The organism is Bacteroides sp. 1_1_30, assembly GCF_020982715.1.
Classification (GTDB): Bacteria; Bacteroidota; Bacteroidia; order Bacteroidales; family Bacteroidaceae; genus Bacteroides; species Bacteroides xylanisolvens.
Genome location: NZ_JAJKHN010000016.1, coordinates 13,402 through 29,945, shown reverse-complemented (window position 1 = coordinate 29,945; position 16,544 = coordinate 13,402). Strand labels below are relative to the sequence as shown.

General features: G+C 40.3%; 13 protein-coding genes. 3 read left to right on the top strand and 10 right to left on the bottom strand.

Annotated features, from left to right (window positions below):
• Positions 1–95: 95 nt before the first annotated feature.
• From LPH68_RS06250 to LPH68_RS06220, 7 genes are all read right to left on the bottom strand, one after another.
• Complete coding sequence (locus LPH68_RS06250) at positions 96–2,720, bottom strand: carboxypeptidase regulatory-like domain-containing protein (protein ID WP_151923130.1); 2,625 nt, start codon at positions 2,718–2,720, stop codon at positions 96–98.
• Positions 2,721–2,845: 125 nt separating this feature from the next.
• Positions 2,846–3,820 carry a FecR family protein gene (locus tag LPH68_RS06245; RefSeq protein WP_151923129.1) on the bottom strand — a complete coding sequence of 325 codons (975 nt, stop codon included), beginning with the start codon at positions 3,818–3,820 and terminating at the stop codon, positions 2,846–2,848.
• A gap of 98 nt (positions 3,821–3,918) precedes the next feature.
• Positions 3,919–4,470, bottom strand: coding sequence for an RNA polymerase sigma-70 factor (locus tag LPH68_RS06240; protein ID WP_008647509.1), 552 nt, complete (start codon positions 4,468–4,470; stop codon positions 3,919–3,921).
• Positions 4,471–4,570: 100 nt separating this feature from the next.
• Positions 4,571–4,816: a DUF3098 domain-containing protein gene (locus LPH68_RS06235; RefSeq protein ID WP_151923128.1), complete on the bottom strand. Its 246-nt coding sequence runs from the start codon at positions 4,814–4,816 to the stop codon at positions 4,571–4,573.
• An 11-nt stretch (positions 4,817–4,827) separates the two neighbouring features.
• Positions 4,828–7,962 (bottom strand): DUF2723 domain-containing protein, encoded by a 3,135-nt coding sequence (locus tag LPH68_RS06230; protein ID WP_151923127.1) that lies wholly within the window; start codon positions 7,960–7,962, stop codon positions 4,828–4,830.
• A gap of 301 nt (positions 7,963–8,263) precedes the next feature.
• Positions 8,264–9,265, bottom strand: coding sequence for an IS110 family transposase (locus LPH68_RS06225; RefSeq protein WP_151923126.1), 1,002 nt, complete (start codon positions 9,263–9,265; stop codon positions 8,264–8,266).
• An 881-nt stretch (positions 9,266–10,146) separates the two neighbouring features.
• Positions 10,147–11,250, bottom strand: coding sequence for a tetratricopeptide repeat protein (locus tag LPH68_RS06220; RefSeq protein WP_151923125.1), 1,104 nt, complete (start codon positions 11,248–11,250; stop codon positions 10,147–10,149).
• A gap of 253 nt (positions 11,251–11,503) precedes the next feature.
• Between LPH68_RS06220 and LPH68_RS06215 the strand changes: the two genes are divergently transcribed.
• A complete protein-coding gene (locus tag LPH68_RS06215) occupies positions 11,504–12,124 on the top strand; it encodes an HAD family phosphatase (RefSeq protein WP_004314330.1) in 621 nt (206 codons plus the stop codon).
• 37 nt (positions 12,125–12,161) lie between these two features.
• The gene (locus LPH68_RS06210) at positions 12,162–12,971 is read left to right on the top strand and encodes an SDR family oxidoreductase (RefSeq protein WP_049702847.1); all 810 of its coding nucleotides are present in this window, start codon (positions 12,162–12,164) and stop codon (positions 12,969–12,971) included.
• 150 nt (positions 12,972–13,121) lie between these two features.
• On the opposite strand, the gene LPH68_RS06205 is transcribed toward LPH68_RS06210, so the two are convergent.
• Genes LPH68_RS06205 through LPH68_RS06195 form a run of 3 tightly spaced genes read right to left on the bottom strand, consistent with a single transcriptional unit; the run spans position 13,122 to position 15,116 of the window.
• Entirely contained in the window at positions 13,122–13,850 is a 729-nt protein-coding gene (locus LPH68_RS06205; protein ID WP_004296021.1) for a DUF6064 family protein, read from the bottom strand.
• Positions 13,851–13,861: 11 nt separating this feature from the next.
• Complete coding sequence (locus LPH68_RS06200) at positions 13,862–14,347, bottom strand: threonine/serine exporter family protein (protein WP_004309747.1); 486 nt, start codon at positions 14,345–14,347, stop codon at positions 13,862–13,864.
• 1 nt (position 14,348) lies between these two features.
• On the bottom strand, positions 14,349–15,116 hold the full coding sequence (locus LPH68_RS06195; RefSeq protein ID WP_004296023.1) for a threonine/serine exporter family protein: 768 nt from the start codon (positions 15,114–15,116) through the stop codon (positions 14,349–14,351).
• A 77-nt stretch (positions 15,117–15,193) separates the two neighbouring features.
• On the opposite strand from LPH68_RS06195, the gene LPH68_RS06190 reads away from it, so the two are divergent.
• On the top strand, positions 15,194–16,447 hold the full coding sequence (locus tag LPH68_RS06190; RefSeq protein WP_151923124.1) for an MFS transporter: 1,254 nt from the start codon (positions 15,194–15,196) through the stop codon (positions 16,445–16,447).
• The last annotated feature ends 97 nt before the right edge of the window (positions 16,448–16,544 follow it).

Sequence of the window (16,544 nt, the reverse complement as noted above, 5' to 3'; positions counted from 1 at the left end):
ATATAGATTACAGATTGTTATACCATAATTACTGAAAGCAGTTGTCTGTTGGGTGTCAGTCTATTGTGTGAACAAACCTTTTCTTATTCAGTGCTTTAGAAATAAATTTTGTAGCTGATGTTCGGAATCAATCCTGACCCGTCTTTTTCTTCTACTACGCTTGTTCTTTCATTGTATTCATAGAAATGCATTCCGGTGCGCATACCTACATTCAGTATCTTTAGAGAGAACTTGTGAGACACTCTTTTCTTATTGATCCGGAAGCTGATAGAGACATCACCATTAATGGAAGGATTGAAACGTTTGGTATATGCCTTGCTTTCGTCAAAAACGATGTCGCGTTCTTCTTGGCTTTTTTCTTCATCCACAGGAGTGTAGCGTCCCCCTCCTTGAAAAAACAGGCGTCCGTTTATACTTAATACATTTTGTTTGAGTCTGCCGACCATCCATTCTTTTCCGGCGAGCAAGTTCACTAAATAACTTTTGTCCAGTCTTGTATTTCGCCAGATACGATCTCCTCCCCTATACTTCGACTTAAATAATGAACCTGTAATCATATAGTAGAAGCCATTTTTCATGTACTGCTCCAATGTTATATCTATTCCATAGTTTTTCGCTGTTCCAGTGCTTGTCAGGATTCGGTCTAAATAGAATTCTTCGTAATTAATAATCGAAAAGGAAGAATTCTGTTCCACCGGTATGTGGAACAGGTATTGATAATAGGGTTCTATTTTCAGATGCAGGTTTTGATTAATATTCCAGTCATAAGTAAATCCGAAATGATGTGCCTTAGAAAAATCCAGGTATCGGTTTGATTCCTTTTTACCATTGATTACCTGTTCGACAAAATAATAATCGAGCCTTTCCCTATGGCTGTGCAAACCGTAAGCTACCGCTAAAGAATGTGCAGGATTTATTTCCCATTTGAGTGCGACTCTCGGTTCTATCGACCAGTTCTTGTTTAAAGTAAAGTATTGTCCGGTAACTCCCAAACTGGTTGTCAGGTTATTGCTCAAGTTGATTACGGAACTGCTATACGCCGAAAGAACTGTACTTTCTCCACTACCTTTCGAAAGCTGCTCCATGGGTTGGTTTAATCCAAAATAAGGACTGACCTTATAATCAAGATCATATTTAAGTTCCGTAATGGTAATCCCCGTTCTATTGGTGTGCCTCGAACTGAATTTCTTGTTCAGATAAGAATTGAACACAAAATTCCATCTGCTGTTTTGAATATCTCCCACTTGGACAATGGTTCCATCGTCAGTCTGTAAATTGACTAGTGAATGATCTTTCGAATAGGTTGCAGATAGAGACGAACGGATATAGGTATTTTCATTAATTACATATTTATGAGTTAGCCCGCCTGCCAGTTTATCCAGTTTGTTAGATCCCGACGACCGGTCTCCCATTGTTTCCCATTCGGAACGATCCAAAACCTCTGCCTTGTTCCTGTCGATCAATCCTAATCCCCAGATCGAAAAGGTTCCGGCTTTACGTGTGGGGAAATTCAGTTTAAAGGCTAAATCCTGATATTTCAGGTTGATGTCATTGCCCGACGCCAGCGAGGTAGTGGAAAAACGGTAATTAATCAGGTAGGAACTTCCCCGCTTTTTATTGATAGGGCCTTCCGAAGCCAAATCTATCCCCATGAGTCCGACCTGAAAAGCGTGTTCGTACTTCTGATTATTGCCATTTCGCAGATGCATATCGAAAACTCCTGATAGGGCATTGCTGTATTCCGCAGGGAAAGCTCCGTTGTAGAAGTCGGAGTTGCCGATGACTTGCGTACTTAAGCCAGACAGGAATCCTCCGCCCAAACCTGATAAATCGGCAAAATGGGTAGGATTAGGTATTTCAATTCCCTCCAGTCTCCATTGGGTAAATTGTGGAGCGTTTCCCCGGATGGCAACCGCATTGGTACCGACATCTCCCGCTACTCCTGCAAATGCAGAACTCAACCGTGCAGGATCGTCAAAGCCATTGGCAAATCGTGACGCTTCTTCGATACTAATCATACGTCCTCCTGTGATGGCCATCGGGTTGACAGTCCGGTCTTTTTTTATTTCCGGTTTGACAAGCACTTCTGCCAAATCCTGTACATTTTCATCCATCGGAATCTCTACAAATACTTCTTTGGAAGAAGTGACAGATACTTCGGTGATGATACTTGAACGATACCCCATAAAAGTTGCCTGAATATTATAACGCCCTACCGGGACATTATTAATCCGGAAATTTCCCCGTTCGTCAGTCGAACCTCCCCGCGAGGGATCTTCTGTTATACAGACGGAGGCATATTCTATCGGCGTATTGGTTTTGGAATCAACAACAATTCCTCTTATGGTTTGAGTCAGTTTTTGTGTATAATTGTTGGCGGGCTTTTGCTTGTTATCCTGCAAAGAGATAATAATATGATATCCTTTTATCTTATATGCATATCCCGTTCCTTTCAATAGTTGGATCATGGCTTTGTCGACAGTTACATTTTTGAGAGATAAAGAGTGCTTCTTTTCGATATCCAGCTTCGATTGTTCATAAGCGATGCTATATCCGGTTTGTGTCTCTATTTGTGCAAAAGCCTCTTTTAATGAGATCTTTTTATTTTGTATGGTAATCTTTTTTTCTTTATTCTGTGCAACAGTTGTAAGAGAGAGAAAAGTAAAAAATAAAAAAATGGCGAGCTTACCTGCTCTTTTCTTCGTATTTATTCGATTCATTATTCTATATTTGTATGTTGATACTTCATTTTACGTCACTGGTTGAATGAGGGTAGACATTTCAGAACTGGGAAGAGGGTCTCAAGCTACTTCCCGGTTCTTTTTATTCATAGGCTGTTTCTTTTTTATGGTTGGGTTACTACTATTTTCTTTTCATACTGCTGATAATCAAAGCCGATTATATCTTTCAATATATTCAGTATTTCATCCAGACTTTCATCTTTCAGAAACTTGACTGTATATCGTTTCGATGTGGGGATAGTTGCTGTATTATCAATCGTGGTGTTGTAGTGCCTTTCCAGGGTTCGGAATATTTCTCCGGCACTGGCATTGGTAAAGACCAGTTTCCCCACCATCCAGCAGTTGGTATCATTGGTATCTATCATTGATATATGGATGTCTGATGATTTTTTGTCGTATGTAAGCTGTTCGTTAGGCTTTAGTATATGGGGAGGTTGGGACTGAACGCTCACTTCCACCTTACCGCTAGTCAATGTAGTAGTTATTTTCTCATCATTAGGATAGGCTTTCACGTTGAATCTGGTTCCGAGCACTTTCACCGAAAGTTGGGATGTTTCTACAATAAAAGGACTTGCGGTATCTTTTTTGACAGAGAAATAAGCTTCGCCGTCAAGCATGACCAAGCGTTTATCTTTGGCAAAAGTTTCCGGGTATAAAATGGTACTTCCCGCGTTCAACCATACTTCCGAACTGTCTGGTAAGATCAGGCGTTTCTGTTCTCCGTAGGCAACGGATACTTCTATCATTTCGTTTTGGGGAGAAAGATAGTAGAACATTCCTCCTGCAAATAAAAACAAAGGAATAATAACGGCGGCAATACGGGCAAATTTCTGATAAGAAGCTATGTTGGTGAGATGCTCCTTATTATATCCCGTTCTTAAATTTACCCGTTCCAATGAAGCATAAGTATTTGAATCGGCTTCTACGTCCAATTCATTCCAAAAATCCAGTGAAGCCTTAGCTTTCGCCTGCTGATTTTTATCTTTGATGATCCACTTCTGCACTTTTTCTTCCGTTTCGGATGGAAAACGGGCGGAGAGGAACATTTTGATGATTTTACTGATATTACTTTTCTTCATTTTTGCTGCACTTTACTATATATACAGTTTGGTGGCAAAAAGCTCAATAAGAAAATAGAAGTTTTTTTGAAAAAAACAGGATGAAGACGAAAATGATCCTATAACAATGATACCAAAAAACATGAAATCACCTTCCGTATTTCTTTCAAAGCAAGGCTTAACTGGCTTTCAACATTTCTTTTGGTAGTATTCAGGCGTTCGGCAATCTCGGCATTGGATAGTCCTTCGTTACGGCTCAATGTATAAATCATTCTCCGTTGTTCGGGCATTCCTCCGACAAGTTTGTCAATCAGCATTTCCAGTTCCTTGGCAATAAGGTCTTCTTCGGAAGTAGAGCTATATTCTGTATCTTGGTTGTTGTTCAGATAGGCATCACACACATATTTATGTTTCAGGAAGTTGATGGCTGCATTTCTGGCAATGGTGTGCAAATAAGAATTGAATGATTTGGATGTATCAATGGAATGACGATTGATCCAAAGATTGACAAATAAATCCTCTGTCAGCTCTTCTGCATCGGGCTCCGATTTTATATATCCGTCAATGAATGTTTTGGTTTTGTTGTAGTATGCTATAAAAATAGTCTCAAAGGCCTTGTGATTCCCATCCTGAAAGGCCTCCAGCGTTTTTATATCAATGTTATTACTCATACTATTTCCCAACTTTCATTTCATTAGGACAAAAGAAACAATAATTTATCTTATATGAATGCTCTTTTTTGAAATATTAATGATATTAGGAGGATTTATTTTATTTTAATGGCCGGTAAAGAATACCAAATACATTCAGCAGATAGCCTAACAAACAGACTAAAGGGGCAATACGTATGCGTGTTTCGCTAAATATATCGGGATGATAGGCGGCAAGGGTACTCCCCTCGCCGCTCATCAATATATATCCTGCGATAATCAATATCGAACTGCTTATTAAAATGATGTAATTCTTTTTGCTTAATACAGTTTTCTGTTCTTTCTCTTTTACTATTTTCGTTTTCATCTTTCTTGAGTTTAGTTTTGATAATTCATTAGTTGAGCGAGTCGCATGTATTTCTCTTCAAACTGCTGATTACTCTGTTTATACCTCTCTTTATCCATATCTTTCAGTAATTCATTACACTGATTCCACTGCCAGAACTTATACAGGCAATCCCGTTGAACCATTTCTATCCGGCTATCTCCCAGCGAGAAAGCCCAGTCGATATAATCTCTCGATTCTGCTATCAGATCATTCAATAAAGTGATCGCTTTCCCGGTTTCTCCTATGGAGGCATAAGCTGTGGCTATCTCATACGAACCACTCTCGTATACTTGAGGTACATTATACGCCGGAATAGCTTGTTCGGCATACGCTAATACTTTTTGGGCGCGGGCATTGTCTCCTTGTTTCACCAGTTCTTTAGCCAGTTGGGCAAAGAGTCTTCGGTGGGAGTAGCAGATACGCATAGTCGTTTCGTCCAGATAAAGTCCGGGAGTATCTAATCCTCCATATTTATATCTGTTCATCACATTCTCGTAGAATTTCTCCGTATCTATTGCATATCCATTGTCCCCTTCCGCGTCTCCCCATTTTTTATAATTAAATGGGGTAAACCGGAATGCCAATCCTTCCTGGACAAAGTAATCATTAAACTTCAATTTAGTGGCATTTCCCACCGAGATAGCCATGTATAACGGACGTTCCCAGTTGCAGTTAGCCAATATTTCGAGTATGAGCAAATCTACTTTAGTCAGCAGACGCATATCTTTCAGAGAAATAGATAGTTTATCCGGTATCGCATTTTTCAATTCTTCTCCTTTTAAATGACGAATGGCTTTAGGCAACATCATTCCCGAACGAAGCACTGCATCCTTATCGATGTGAATATTTATCGTATCGGTAGGTATCACATGAAATTCCTGCTTCTCTGCAAATACCCAATGTTTCAAGATATTCTTTATCTCATACGGATCATCTCCAAAACTGTCACGGGCTTCTTCGGGATGCTTTTGATACAATTCTTCTATTTGTTTTTTCAACTCCGGACGAACGGCTACATATTCGTTCTTTCCCTCTTGATATTGATTTTGTTCCCAGCTGATCGGTAGTCCGGGAGCATTGTATAGAGGACATTGTTGCTGATAAATATACCAGTCGGTTTGCGCATAACTTAAGTTGCAGATGCGTGCATCTCTGCGCACCTCTTCCGTGTCCTGATTATACCATAAAGGGAACGTATCATTGTCTCCGTTACAGAATATGATCGGATTTCCTGTATCGGGAAGCGTCATTAGATAATTAGCCCCAAAGTCACGGCAGGTATATCGGTTGCTCCGGTCATGATCGTCCCGAGTCTGGCTTGCCATTTGTACGGGGATGAGCAGGCAAAGCAGCATGAGTAAGCTGACCGGGAGGACTTTAAAGTGCTTCCGACGAAGCATGTCACAGCATCCGGCAGCTCCCATCCCGATCCAGATAGCGAAGGCATAGAACGAACCTGCATACGCATAATCCCGTTCGCGAGGTTGTCCGGGAGTCTGATTCAGATAGAGCACAATCGCCAATCCGGTCATAAAGAAAAGGAAAAACAAGACACTGAACTGTTGCTTGCCTTTCTTTCCACGTGCCCATTGCCAATAGATACCAAGTAGTCCTAATAATAACGGCAAGCCATAGAAAACATTGTGGCCTTTATTCTGCTGCAAAGATTCTGGTAAAAGCTTCTGATCTCCCAAGCGCAGATTGTCAAGCCAGGAAATTCCTGTAATCCAGTTGCCGTGTTCCGGTTCACCGCTTCCTTGAATATCATTCTGCCGTCCGACAAAATTCCATAGGAAATAACGTACATACATGTAGTTGAGCTGGTATGTAATGAAATAAGTCAGGTTCTCTTTTTGTGTGGGTACATCATTCGTGCTTCCCGACCATCCTTTATAAGAAGCAGCGAAACGATCATTCCACATTCGCGGAAACAACATATTTTGAGTGTAGCACACATTTTCTTTATAGCCGATGATTTTATACTTGCCTTCTTCTTTATCTTGTCGATATATGGCACTACCTTTTTCTGTTTTCACTTTGTAATAGTCTCCTTCGGGCACATACTCCGGTTCGGAAGCGTATGTTCTTCCATAAAGTAAAGGGGCACTTTCATACTGTTCGCGATTCAGGTAGCTTTTGAGCGTGAAAATATGATCCGGTGTATTTTCATTAAGCGGTGTATTGGCATTGGCACGAATCAATATGACCGCATAAGTGGTATATCCTATGGTGAGCATGAGCAGGCACCATAAACCGGTATGTACTATGCGTTTTTTGAATCGGTAGATGGCTCCTATCAACAAAAACAGGACTAAAGTCAGAAAAATGATTAATCCTGTTTGGAAAGGAAATCCCAATACATTGACGAAGAATAGCTCGAACCATCCTCCCATATCAGCCATTCCGGGTATATAAACAAAGAGAATCAATACAATAAGAAGACCGGACAGAGCAATCGTTCCGATCACTCCCTTGAGTGATACAGCTTGGTATTTCCGGTAATAGAACACCAATACAATAGCAGGAATACAGAGCAGATTGAGCAGATGTACTCCGATGGAAAGTCCTATGATATAGGCTATCAGGATAATCCAGCGGTCGCCGGATATTGAATCTGCTTCGTCCTGCCAGCGAAGAATCATCCAAAAAACCAAAGCTGTGAGGAAGGAAGAGAAGGCATATACTTCACCCTCTACCGCACTGAACCAGAATGTATCACTGAAGGTGTAAGCCAAAGCTCCTACAAACCCTGCTCCTAAAATGATAATTACGTCGGTCGTTGATAGCTTCCGTGCATCATCCGTAAGTATGCTTCGCACCAATCGGGTAATACTCCAAAAAAGAAATAAAATGCACCCTGCACTTAATAGTGCATTTAAAAAGTTGACCATGTGCGACACCTGCGAAGCATCGGACGCAAACTGGGTGAATAGATTCCCGACAAGCATATAGAAAGGTGCTCCCGGTGGATGACCTACTTGTAGCTTTTCGGCACACGAAATAAATTCGGGACAATCCCAAAAACTTGCGGTAGGTTCAATAGTCATTCCATACACAAAAGCTGCTATCAGAAAGACAATCCAACCTCCTAAATCGTTTCCTCTTTTAAATAATAAGTAACTCATTGTTCTGTCATTTTTTTGTTTGCAAAGTTACAGAACATGCATATATGATAAGTGTTTTTAGCCGGACAGATACGGACAAAATGATTTCGTAATTTATTGATATTCAGACTTGATAGAAGCCTAAATACAGACAAAAGCAGACAGCATATATATAGGGGAAAATTATTTATTCTGTAATTTCATTGTTTCTTCAATTTTAGCTTATTTCTGTACGGGTTTTCACCACAGAATTCTAAGACCTATGCAAATAATAGGCCTATAAAAAACAGTTAAAGAAGTTAAACGGGCTATTTCAGTCCGTTTACTTTTTGTAAGTCATTAACTCCACAAAGGGTGTTCCCCTTTTGACCACCGCAAACATTCTTCCTACTAGTTTAAACTTGACTGCATTTAGCACTACTCCATAAGCTTTCCCTTCCTTCCTTTTCCTTTCATAATACTCTTTCATTTCCTTATCCCATACAATCGCTGAATTAGCAGCTTGTGAAAGATCCGCTTTCAATAGTTTTGCTCCCGTGGGATAAACCCTTGTTTTACCTTTAATACTTGTTCCCGAAGAATGCTCAAAAGGAGCAATACCTAAATAACATGCATATTGACGTGCCGTTTCAAATGCCTGAAAATTATTAGTATGTATGATTGTATTCATCGCATTGATCGTCCCAATGCCTTTAATACTGTTTAAGAGCTCATAATTTCGGAGAATAGATGGGTCTGAATTGATAATTTGCAGCATTTCTTCTTCAACACTTGCAATTTCTTCATCCAGTATCTTTACCATATGGGCAGCGCGCCCAATGGTAGAAGTCATTTCACAATCTTTTCTATCAGTGAGAAAACCTTTGTATTCAGCTTGTTGCTTTACAAAACGTTTTCTCTCTGCAGCAAAGTCACGCAAACGGATAATTGAACTCCCTGACAGCTTAGAGTAAGATAGTTCATCCCGATGAAGATAAGCAAAATAGGCTATTCTTTCGGCATCTACACGGTCATTTTTCCCACGTACCAAACCTAAGGAACGTTTTAAATGAAGAGGATTGAAAGAACAGTAATCGATGGATGCTGCTTCTAGAAAAAGGCATAAGTCAAAACTGTAAATACCCGTATTTTCCATACTAATGACCAGCCTTTTCTTTGCCATGTTTTTCTTTTTCAACCAACAAAGAAGAGACTTGTAGCCCTCTTCTTTGTTTAAGAAGCGTTCATAATTTGTTTCGTCCGCATGTTTCTTTGTAGGAACGTAAATAACAACATCCAAAGTTTTTTTTGAGATGTCAATGCCAATAAACCATTTCTTTTCCATATTTTTGCACTATTAAAGGGTTAACCATAGGTTGAACAAACTATATCCTTTAATAGGCCAACGACCTAAAATTCTAATTGGATCTGTTCAACTGATAAGGAAAGAAGGACTAATTCCGTGGATAGGGCTTCTGCCTAGAGGACACAATGGGTCACCTACTTTCCTTGGTTAACTTGTTTTAACCACAAAGGTAATATTTCAACCTTTATTTTTCACAGTGCAAATCTAAAGGAGGACACAGAGGGCACAGAGGTGAATTTTATTCATTACTTACAGTTTTGAGCATAATTGTGATGCGTAATCCCCTACTATAAAGTTGAAAAACGTAAAAACATCTGCCACCTGCAACGAAAAGCGTGTAATGTGCTAGTTGATAAATAGTTGGAACGTTGCAGATACCTGCGGCAGATAGGTTGCAGATACTTTATCTGCAACGCAGTATAAACTTTACATAAGCTAATTCTCTAGGAGTGCAAAAGTTTATTTGAATACATAACTTCCTGTTTCCAGGCGGGGAATTGTAGTTTCCTGCATTAGAAACTACAGTTTCCACGGTAGGAAACGAGAGTTCCCAAGGCAGGAAACTACAGTTTCTACGTAAGGATACTGTCGTTTCTCCATAGGGACTATAAATTATCCATAGAGCCATCCCAATTATCCCATAGCTTTGCGTAAAGGAATCAAGGCTTTTTCTTTGATTATATAACGTGTTGCAGATAAAGTATCTGCAACCTATCTGCCACAGGTATCTGCAACGCTCCAACTATTTGTCAACTAGTATATTACACGCTTTTCGTTGCAGGTGGCAGATGTTTTATGTTTTTTCAACTTTATAGTAGACAAAACTTTCATTCATTTCTGCACTGAAATAAATTTCTCCGTTAAAGTGGTGAAGCCCCCAATGACTTAACAATATCTTCCAATGATTCTTTCGAGTTTGCCAGCATCAGTTTCTCCGTTTTTATTCTGGAAATTCTTCGTGTCAGCGTTTCGGTAGTAAGTTTCATTAAATCAGCAAAATAAGCCGGTTGAACTCCTTCCCGTAGAAAAGCACATACCCTTAAATCTTCTTCCGTGAGTTTTGGACTTATCTCTTTCAATTTAGAAACAAGTCCATAGACATTCTCTTGAAGTCGCAGCAACTCTGTCCAGTCTTTCTCGGAGAAAGAAGGGATTTTAGAAGACAAAACATTCCGTTCCTTAAACTGCCGTACTTTTGAGACAACCGGAGAACTTTCATAGATATGTAGTTGAAGAGACTGATACTTCTCTTCGAGATGATTACATTGCAACATCAGCTTATCCGACTCGACATCTTTCTTCAGTATTTCCTCTTTGAAAAGATCCAGTTGGGAAAGTGCGTGCCGGTTTTTCTGCCAGAGTAGTCCAAGCAACAAAGACATCACACCAAACATACCTAAAGCAGAAGACAGAATGACCGAAGAATCACTTTTGTTATCGTTTAACATCAACTGACTGGCGTATGCCTTTCTTTCCATTTCCAGTGCTTCATCAAAGTTACCGTATTTCTGATAATAAAGACTACATCGTTTGCATATTTTTGCCAGATGATCGTATTCCTCTGTTTCTTTGGCAAGTTTGATTGCCTCCTTAAAGTGGATCTCTGCATCCTCTTTCTGTTCCAAATCACTTTCTACACAGGCAAGATAATAATATGCTTTTGATTTTTGATATTCATCGCCATTCTTCTCATAATAAGATGCCGCCTGCCTAATCTGCTTATCAGAGGAATGAGGAATGTTTTTATCCTCGTTGAGCTGGGTACACAATAAATTATACTCTGCCAGTTGAGCCTCATTCATTTGGCTTGACTGAATAGTCTCAAGAATAATGGATGCTGTATCAGGGTCCTGCTCCATCAGTTGCGCAGCCTTGTCCAGCCCTTGCTTCACGCTCGTCCCTTCCGGATGACAGGCAGCTAGTGAAAGGAGCATCATATACAATAAAATTCGAAGATTATTCATAACTCTATTTTTGTCTTTGCAAAGGATTGATTGGATTTGCAAATATAAAAAATAATCGGCATTTATGCTTCTATAAGTTACACAAAATATAGTGACGCTATCCTGTTCTTATAGTGACACTATCCTTGCTAAATGGCGTCACTATCCTGACAGGATAGCGTCACTATGTTTTTTTGACAAATATCAAGCCGTTGCGGGCTATTAATTAAGAAGATAAGCCGTATCTTTGTAGCAAACAAGAAAATTATATATCATGATTAAAAACATTGTATTTGATTTTGGAGGAGTGATTGTAGATATTGATCGTGACAAAGCGGTTCAGGCATTTATCAAACTGGGACTGGCAGATGCTGATACCCGGCTGGATAAATATCACCAGACCGGCATCTTTCAAGAATTGGAAGAAGGAAAGCTAAGCGCGGATGAGTTTCGGAAACAACTGGGGGATTTATGTGGCCGTCCATTGACGATGGAGGAAACCAAACAGGCATGGCTGGGCTTTTTCAATGAAGTGAATCTAAATAAACTCGATTATATATTGGAATTGAGAAAGTCTTATCATGTGTATATTCTAAGTAATACCAATCCTTTTGTTATGTCGTGGGCATGCAGCCCCGATTTCTCATCGAAGAAAAAGCCGTTGAATGATTATTGTGACAAACTATATTTGTCTTATCAGGTCGGTCACACGAAACCTGCACCCGAAATTTTCGAATTTATGGTGAATGATTGTAATATCATTCCTTCCGAAACTTTATTTGTTGATGACGGCGCTTCAAATATCCATATAGGCAAGGAACTCGGATTTGAAACGTTCCAGCCGAAGAATGGTGAAGATTGGCGGGAAGAAATGACTGCTATCTTGGAGAAATGATAATTGAGCAGTTAGTACCATACCGCAAATAAGAAATATGCAACCACAAGTCATACTTATCACCGGAGCATCTTCCGGATTCGGCAAGATTACCGCTCAAATGTTATCGGAACGAGGGCACATCGTTTATGGAACAAGCCGGAAACCTTCCGAAGACATGAATCAAGTAAAGATGCTTGTTGTCGATGTTACCAATTTCCTTTCCGTTTGTCAGGCCGTAGAGCGGATTCTATCGGAGCAGGGACGGATTGACGTATTGATTAATAATGCCGGAATAGGTATCGGCGGCGCATTGGAACTTGCCACTGAAGAAGAAGTGAATATACAAATGAATACAAACTTCTTCGGTGTAGTGAATATGTGTAAAGCAGTTTTGCCATCTATGAGAAAGGCGCGAAAGGGCAAGATTATCAATATCAGCTCTATCGGTGGTGTAATGGGAATCCCCTATCAGGGATTTTATTCTGCTTCGAAATTTGCAGTGGAGGGATATAGCGAAGCATTGGCTTTAGAGGTTCATCCGTTCCATATAAAGGTTTGTGTAGTAGAACCGGGAGATTTCAACACCGGATTTACTGATAACCGGAATATCTCCGAACAGACAAGACTGGATGCTGATTACGGAGAAAGTTTTCTGAAATCATTGGAGATTATAGAAAAAGAAGAACGTAATGGATGCCATCCGCAGAAGTTGGGTGCTGCCATCTGTAAGATAGTGGAACGTACCAATCCTCCTTTTCGGACGAAAGTAGGTCCATGGATACAGGTGTTGTTTGCGAAGAGCAAAAAATGGTTGCCTGATGCAGTGATGCAGTGTGCCTTACGGATATTCTACGCAATTAAGTAAACGATACAATATATAAAAGAAACTGTTCCCAAAGTTTCTAAAAGAAAAATCGTCCTTACTACAACCTATCGTAGTAAGGACCATTTTATAAGATCAAGGCTTTTTTGAACGGCCTCTTTTTTTGATTTGAATATCTTCTATGTTTCCGGATTAACCTTTCGGAACCAATTCCAAAAACATGGTAGTAGTCAGCAACACGGCCAGTCCGACGCAAACGCTTATCAACAGCCAATTGATATATTTTGCTTTCGGCTTGGTGTCGGCATGCAGATTATTCAGGAAATACTCCCTAAAGAAAAGATACAGGCCGGGGATCGTAGCACTTGCCAATAAGAAATCTTCCGGAATCTGAAAGAAATAAGTTTTGGATAATCCGATCAGCGACCAGTGGCAAAGGAACAATACCAAAAACATATTGACCTTTTGCGCAAACAGCAATAACAATCCGATGGTAAACACCACTACCGAACAAGGCATGACCGGAGAAGTCATTTCCGGGAATGAAAGTCCGCGTGCCAATGAAACCAAAGGATATATAAAAGGCATTGCCAACAGGACATAAGACAGTAGATCATATTTGTGGGTACGTTCGAAGGTAGTATATCCCGTAATCGCATCCCATATCCAAATGATAGCCATCACACCCCAAAACATAGCCATCACCCCATTATAGCTACGCTCTTCACAGTAGATATAATAGTAGACTAGAGAAATCCACGTATACAGACCTATCATATAGAACTTCATCGCCATTTTCACCCACGGACGTGGTCGACCGATAAGCAATCCGGTCAATGCAATACCAATCAGAATGATAACTATCTGTAACAGCCAGGTAGCTGAATTATAATATGCAATTGTTCTCCAAAAAATCTCCATAAACGTTCGTTTTAGTGTCTTGTTAATGAAAAGGCTCTATGTGGGAACAGGAACATCGGGAACGTAGCTCCTACCGCCAACATGAAAATCACTGTGCTTGCTATCAGAGTATTAGAGAAGAACATCGACATAAACTTGTCCAGCTTATCCGGATCATTCACATTTTGCAGACACATGATAAGTGAAAATACCATGTTGTATGCAAACTTTCCCGGAATCATGGGAAGTAACGCCGGAATGTACAATACCGTCATCGGGCAATATACTTTTTTCCCTAACCACAAACTACCGAAGCCGATGACTAATCCGGCAAACAACGAACCTGTGGCAATATCCACGCCTAAATAGGTCATCAAACAAAAACGACAGGCGTGTCCCAGTGCTGCCAGTATGGCAATCATTTTGAATGCACGCAAAGGAGGATCGGAAATCGCACCAAATCCTATACCTGCTATTGCTGCAAAAAATCCATCCGTAAGAATGTCAAGTGCTATCATATCAAATTAAACTGTTTTTTACCATTAATAATGTGAAGGAAAGTCCGATAGCGATGCTGACAATCAACAAAGAAGCCTCTGTCAGACGGGCAAATCCTGTTAATACATATCCCTCTACTACATCAATCACGCCATTAATCAAAGGCACCCCAGGCACAAGATAAAGCACGCTGGTTGCCATGGCAATCTCCGAAGTTGTGTCGAAAATTAGCGCGGTGGAAGCACACAGGGAAGCAACAAAAGCCGAGACTATAAATACAACATAATGATTGATCTTTTTCGCCTGCATTTGTTGTTTCAGGTAGAATCCTGTAATGGTAGCCGAGAACACAATTCCCATCGAAATTAAATCACCGCCGAACAATTTGCAGAAAGACGCATTGGCAAATCCTACCAGTAGTAAAACGAAAAGTGGATGTATCCGCGGAGCAGAAATAATCTTCTTGTATTTGTCTTTCAATTCTTCCAATGACAAATGATTGTCTACTGCTTCCCAGCTCAATGCGCTTAACTCTGAATTATGTTCAAAACTGATCGGGTGTGCAGGAATGTCTATAACCTCGTTACAAGCCTCGTTTGTTTCTTTGTCTATAATAGTCAGAATGATGTTTCTATGAAATACGCTTAATTTGACATCTAGTCCGAAAGCCTCTCCAATACGCTTTGTGTTACGTACTACCCGCGAGGTGTGTACTCCGGCTCCCATTAAATGGGCTGAATATTCTGCAATAAATTTACCTATGGATAATAAAGATTCGCCTGTCTTCATGAATATGATATTTTTAAATCGGGCGCAAAAGTACAAAAAAAATAGATACCTTTGCCGCGATTAAAAATAAAAAATGCATGAATAACCAATTTACGCATCCAAAAGAGAGAATACGCTTTGCCATATTGACTTTTTTCTTCGCTCAAGGACTTTGTATGGCAAGTTGGGCTAGTCGAATCCCTGATTTCAAAGACGTTTTTGCCGCAAATTATGCTTTCTACTGGGGACTGATTTTATTTATGATCCCTGTCGGAAAATTTGTCGCGATCCCCTTGGCTGGTTATCTTGTTTCGAAGTTAGGAAGCCGGAGCATGGTACAGGTCAGTATCTTGGGATACGCTTCATCCCTGCTTTGCATTGGGCTGGCCCATGAGGTCTATCTTTTAGGCTTTCTGCTCTTTTGCTTCGGGGTGTGCTGGAATTTGTGCGATATATCATTCAATACACAAGGCATTGAGGTGGAACGTATCTATGGTAAAACCATTATGGCCACTTTTCATGGAGGATGGAGTCTGGGGGCATGTGCAGGAGCACTTATCGGCTTCGTAATGATTTTGGCAGGAGTCTCCCCCATCTGGCATTATACACTGATATTTATCATCATCCTTATAATTGCACTTTCCGGGCGGAAATATTTGCAGGAGAGCGCATCGCAGGAAACGGAAGTTTCTGATACAAAGACGCAGGAAAGAAATGCAGCCAAAGCTCCCAATGGTTTTCGCCTGTTATTTCAAAAACCGGAAATGTTGCTTTTGCAGTTAGGACTTGTCGGACTGTTCGCACTGATTGTAGAAAGTGCGATGTTCGACTGGAGTGCCGTTTATTTCGAATCAGTGGTTCATGTACCTAAATCATTGCAAATCGGTTTTCTTGTATTTATGATTATGATGGCAACGGGCCGTTTTCTGACTAACTATGCTTATCAGCTTTGGGGAAAGAAGAAAGTCCTGCAACTGGCGGGCAGCTTTATCTGTATCGGCTTTTTTATTTCTGCCCTGTTAGGAGGAGTTTTCGAATCTATGGCCATGAAAGTAATTATCAATTCTTTGGGTTTCATGCTGGTCGGCTTGGGTATTTCCTGTATTGTGCCTACTTTGTACAGCTTCGTGGGAGCCAAATCAAAAACACCGGTCAGTATTGCACTTACCATTCTGTCAAGTATCAGTTTTATAGGTTCGTTGATTGCTCCCCTGCTTATCGGTGCCATCTCGCAGGCGTTCGATATCCGTATCGCTTATATGCTTATCGGCATATTGGGCGGATGCATCGTATTAATTGTCAGTTTCAGTAGTGCTTTCAATATTCAGGAATCTAGCGATAAACCTGAATAGAACAAATAAAAAACGCAGCCTTTCACAGTGTTTAAAATTAAACTTCCTGTGAAAGACTGCGTCAATCTTTTAATGCCTTAACTAACCTAACTACTTT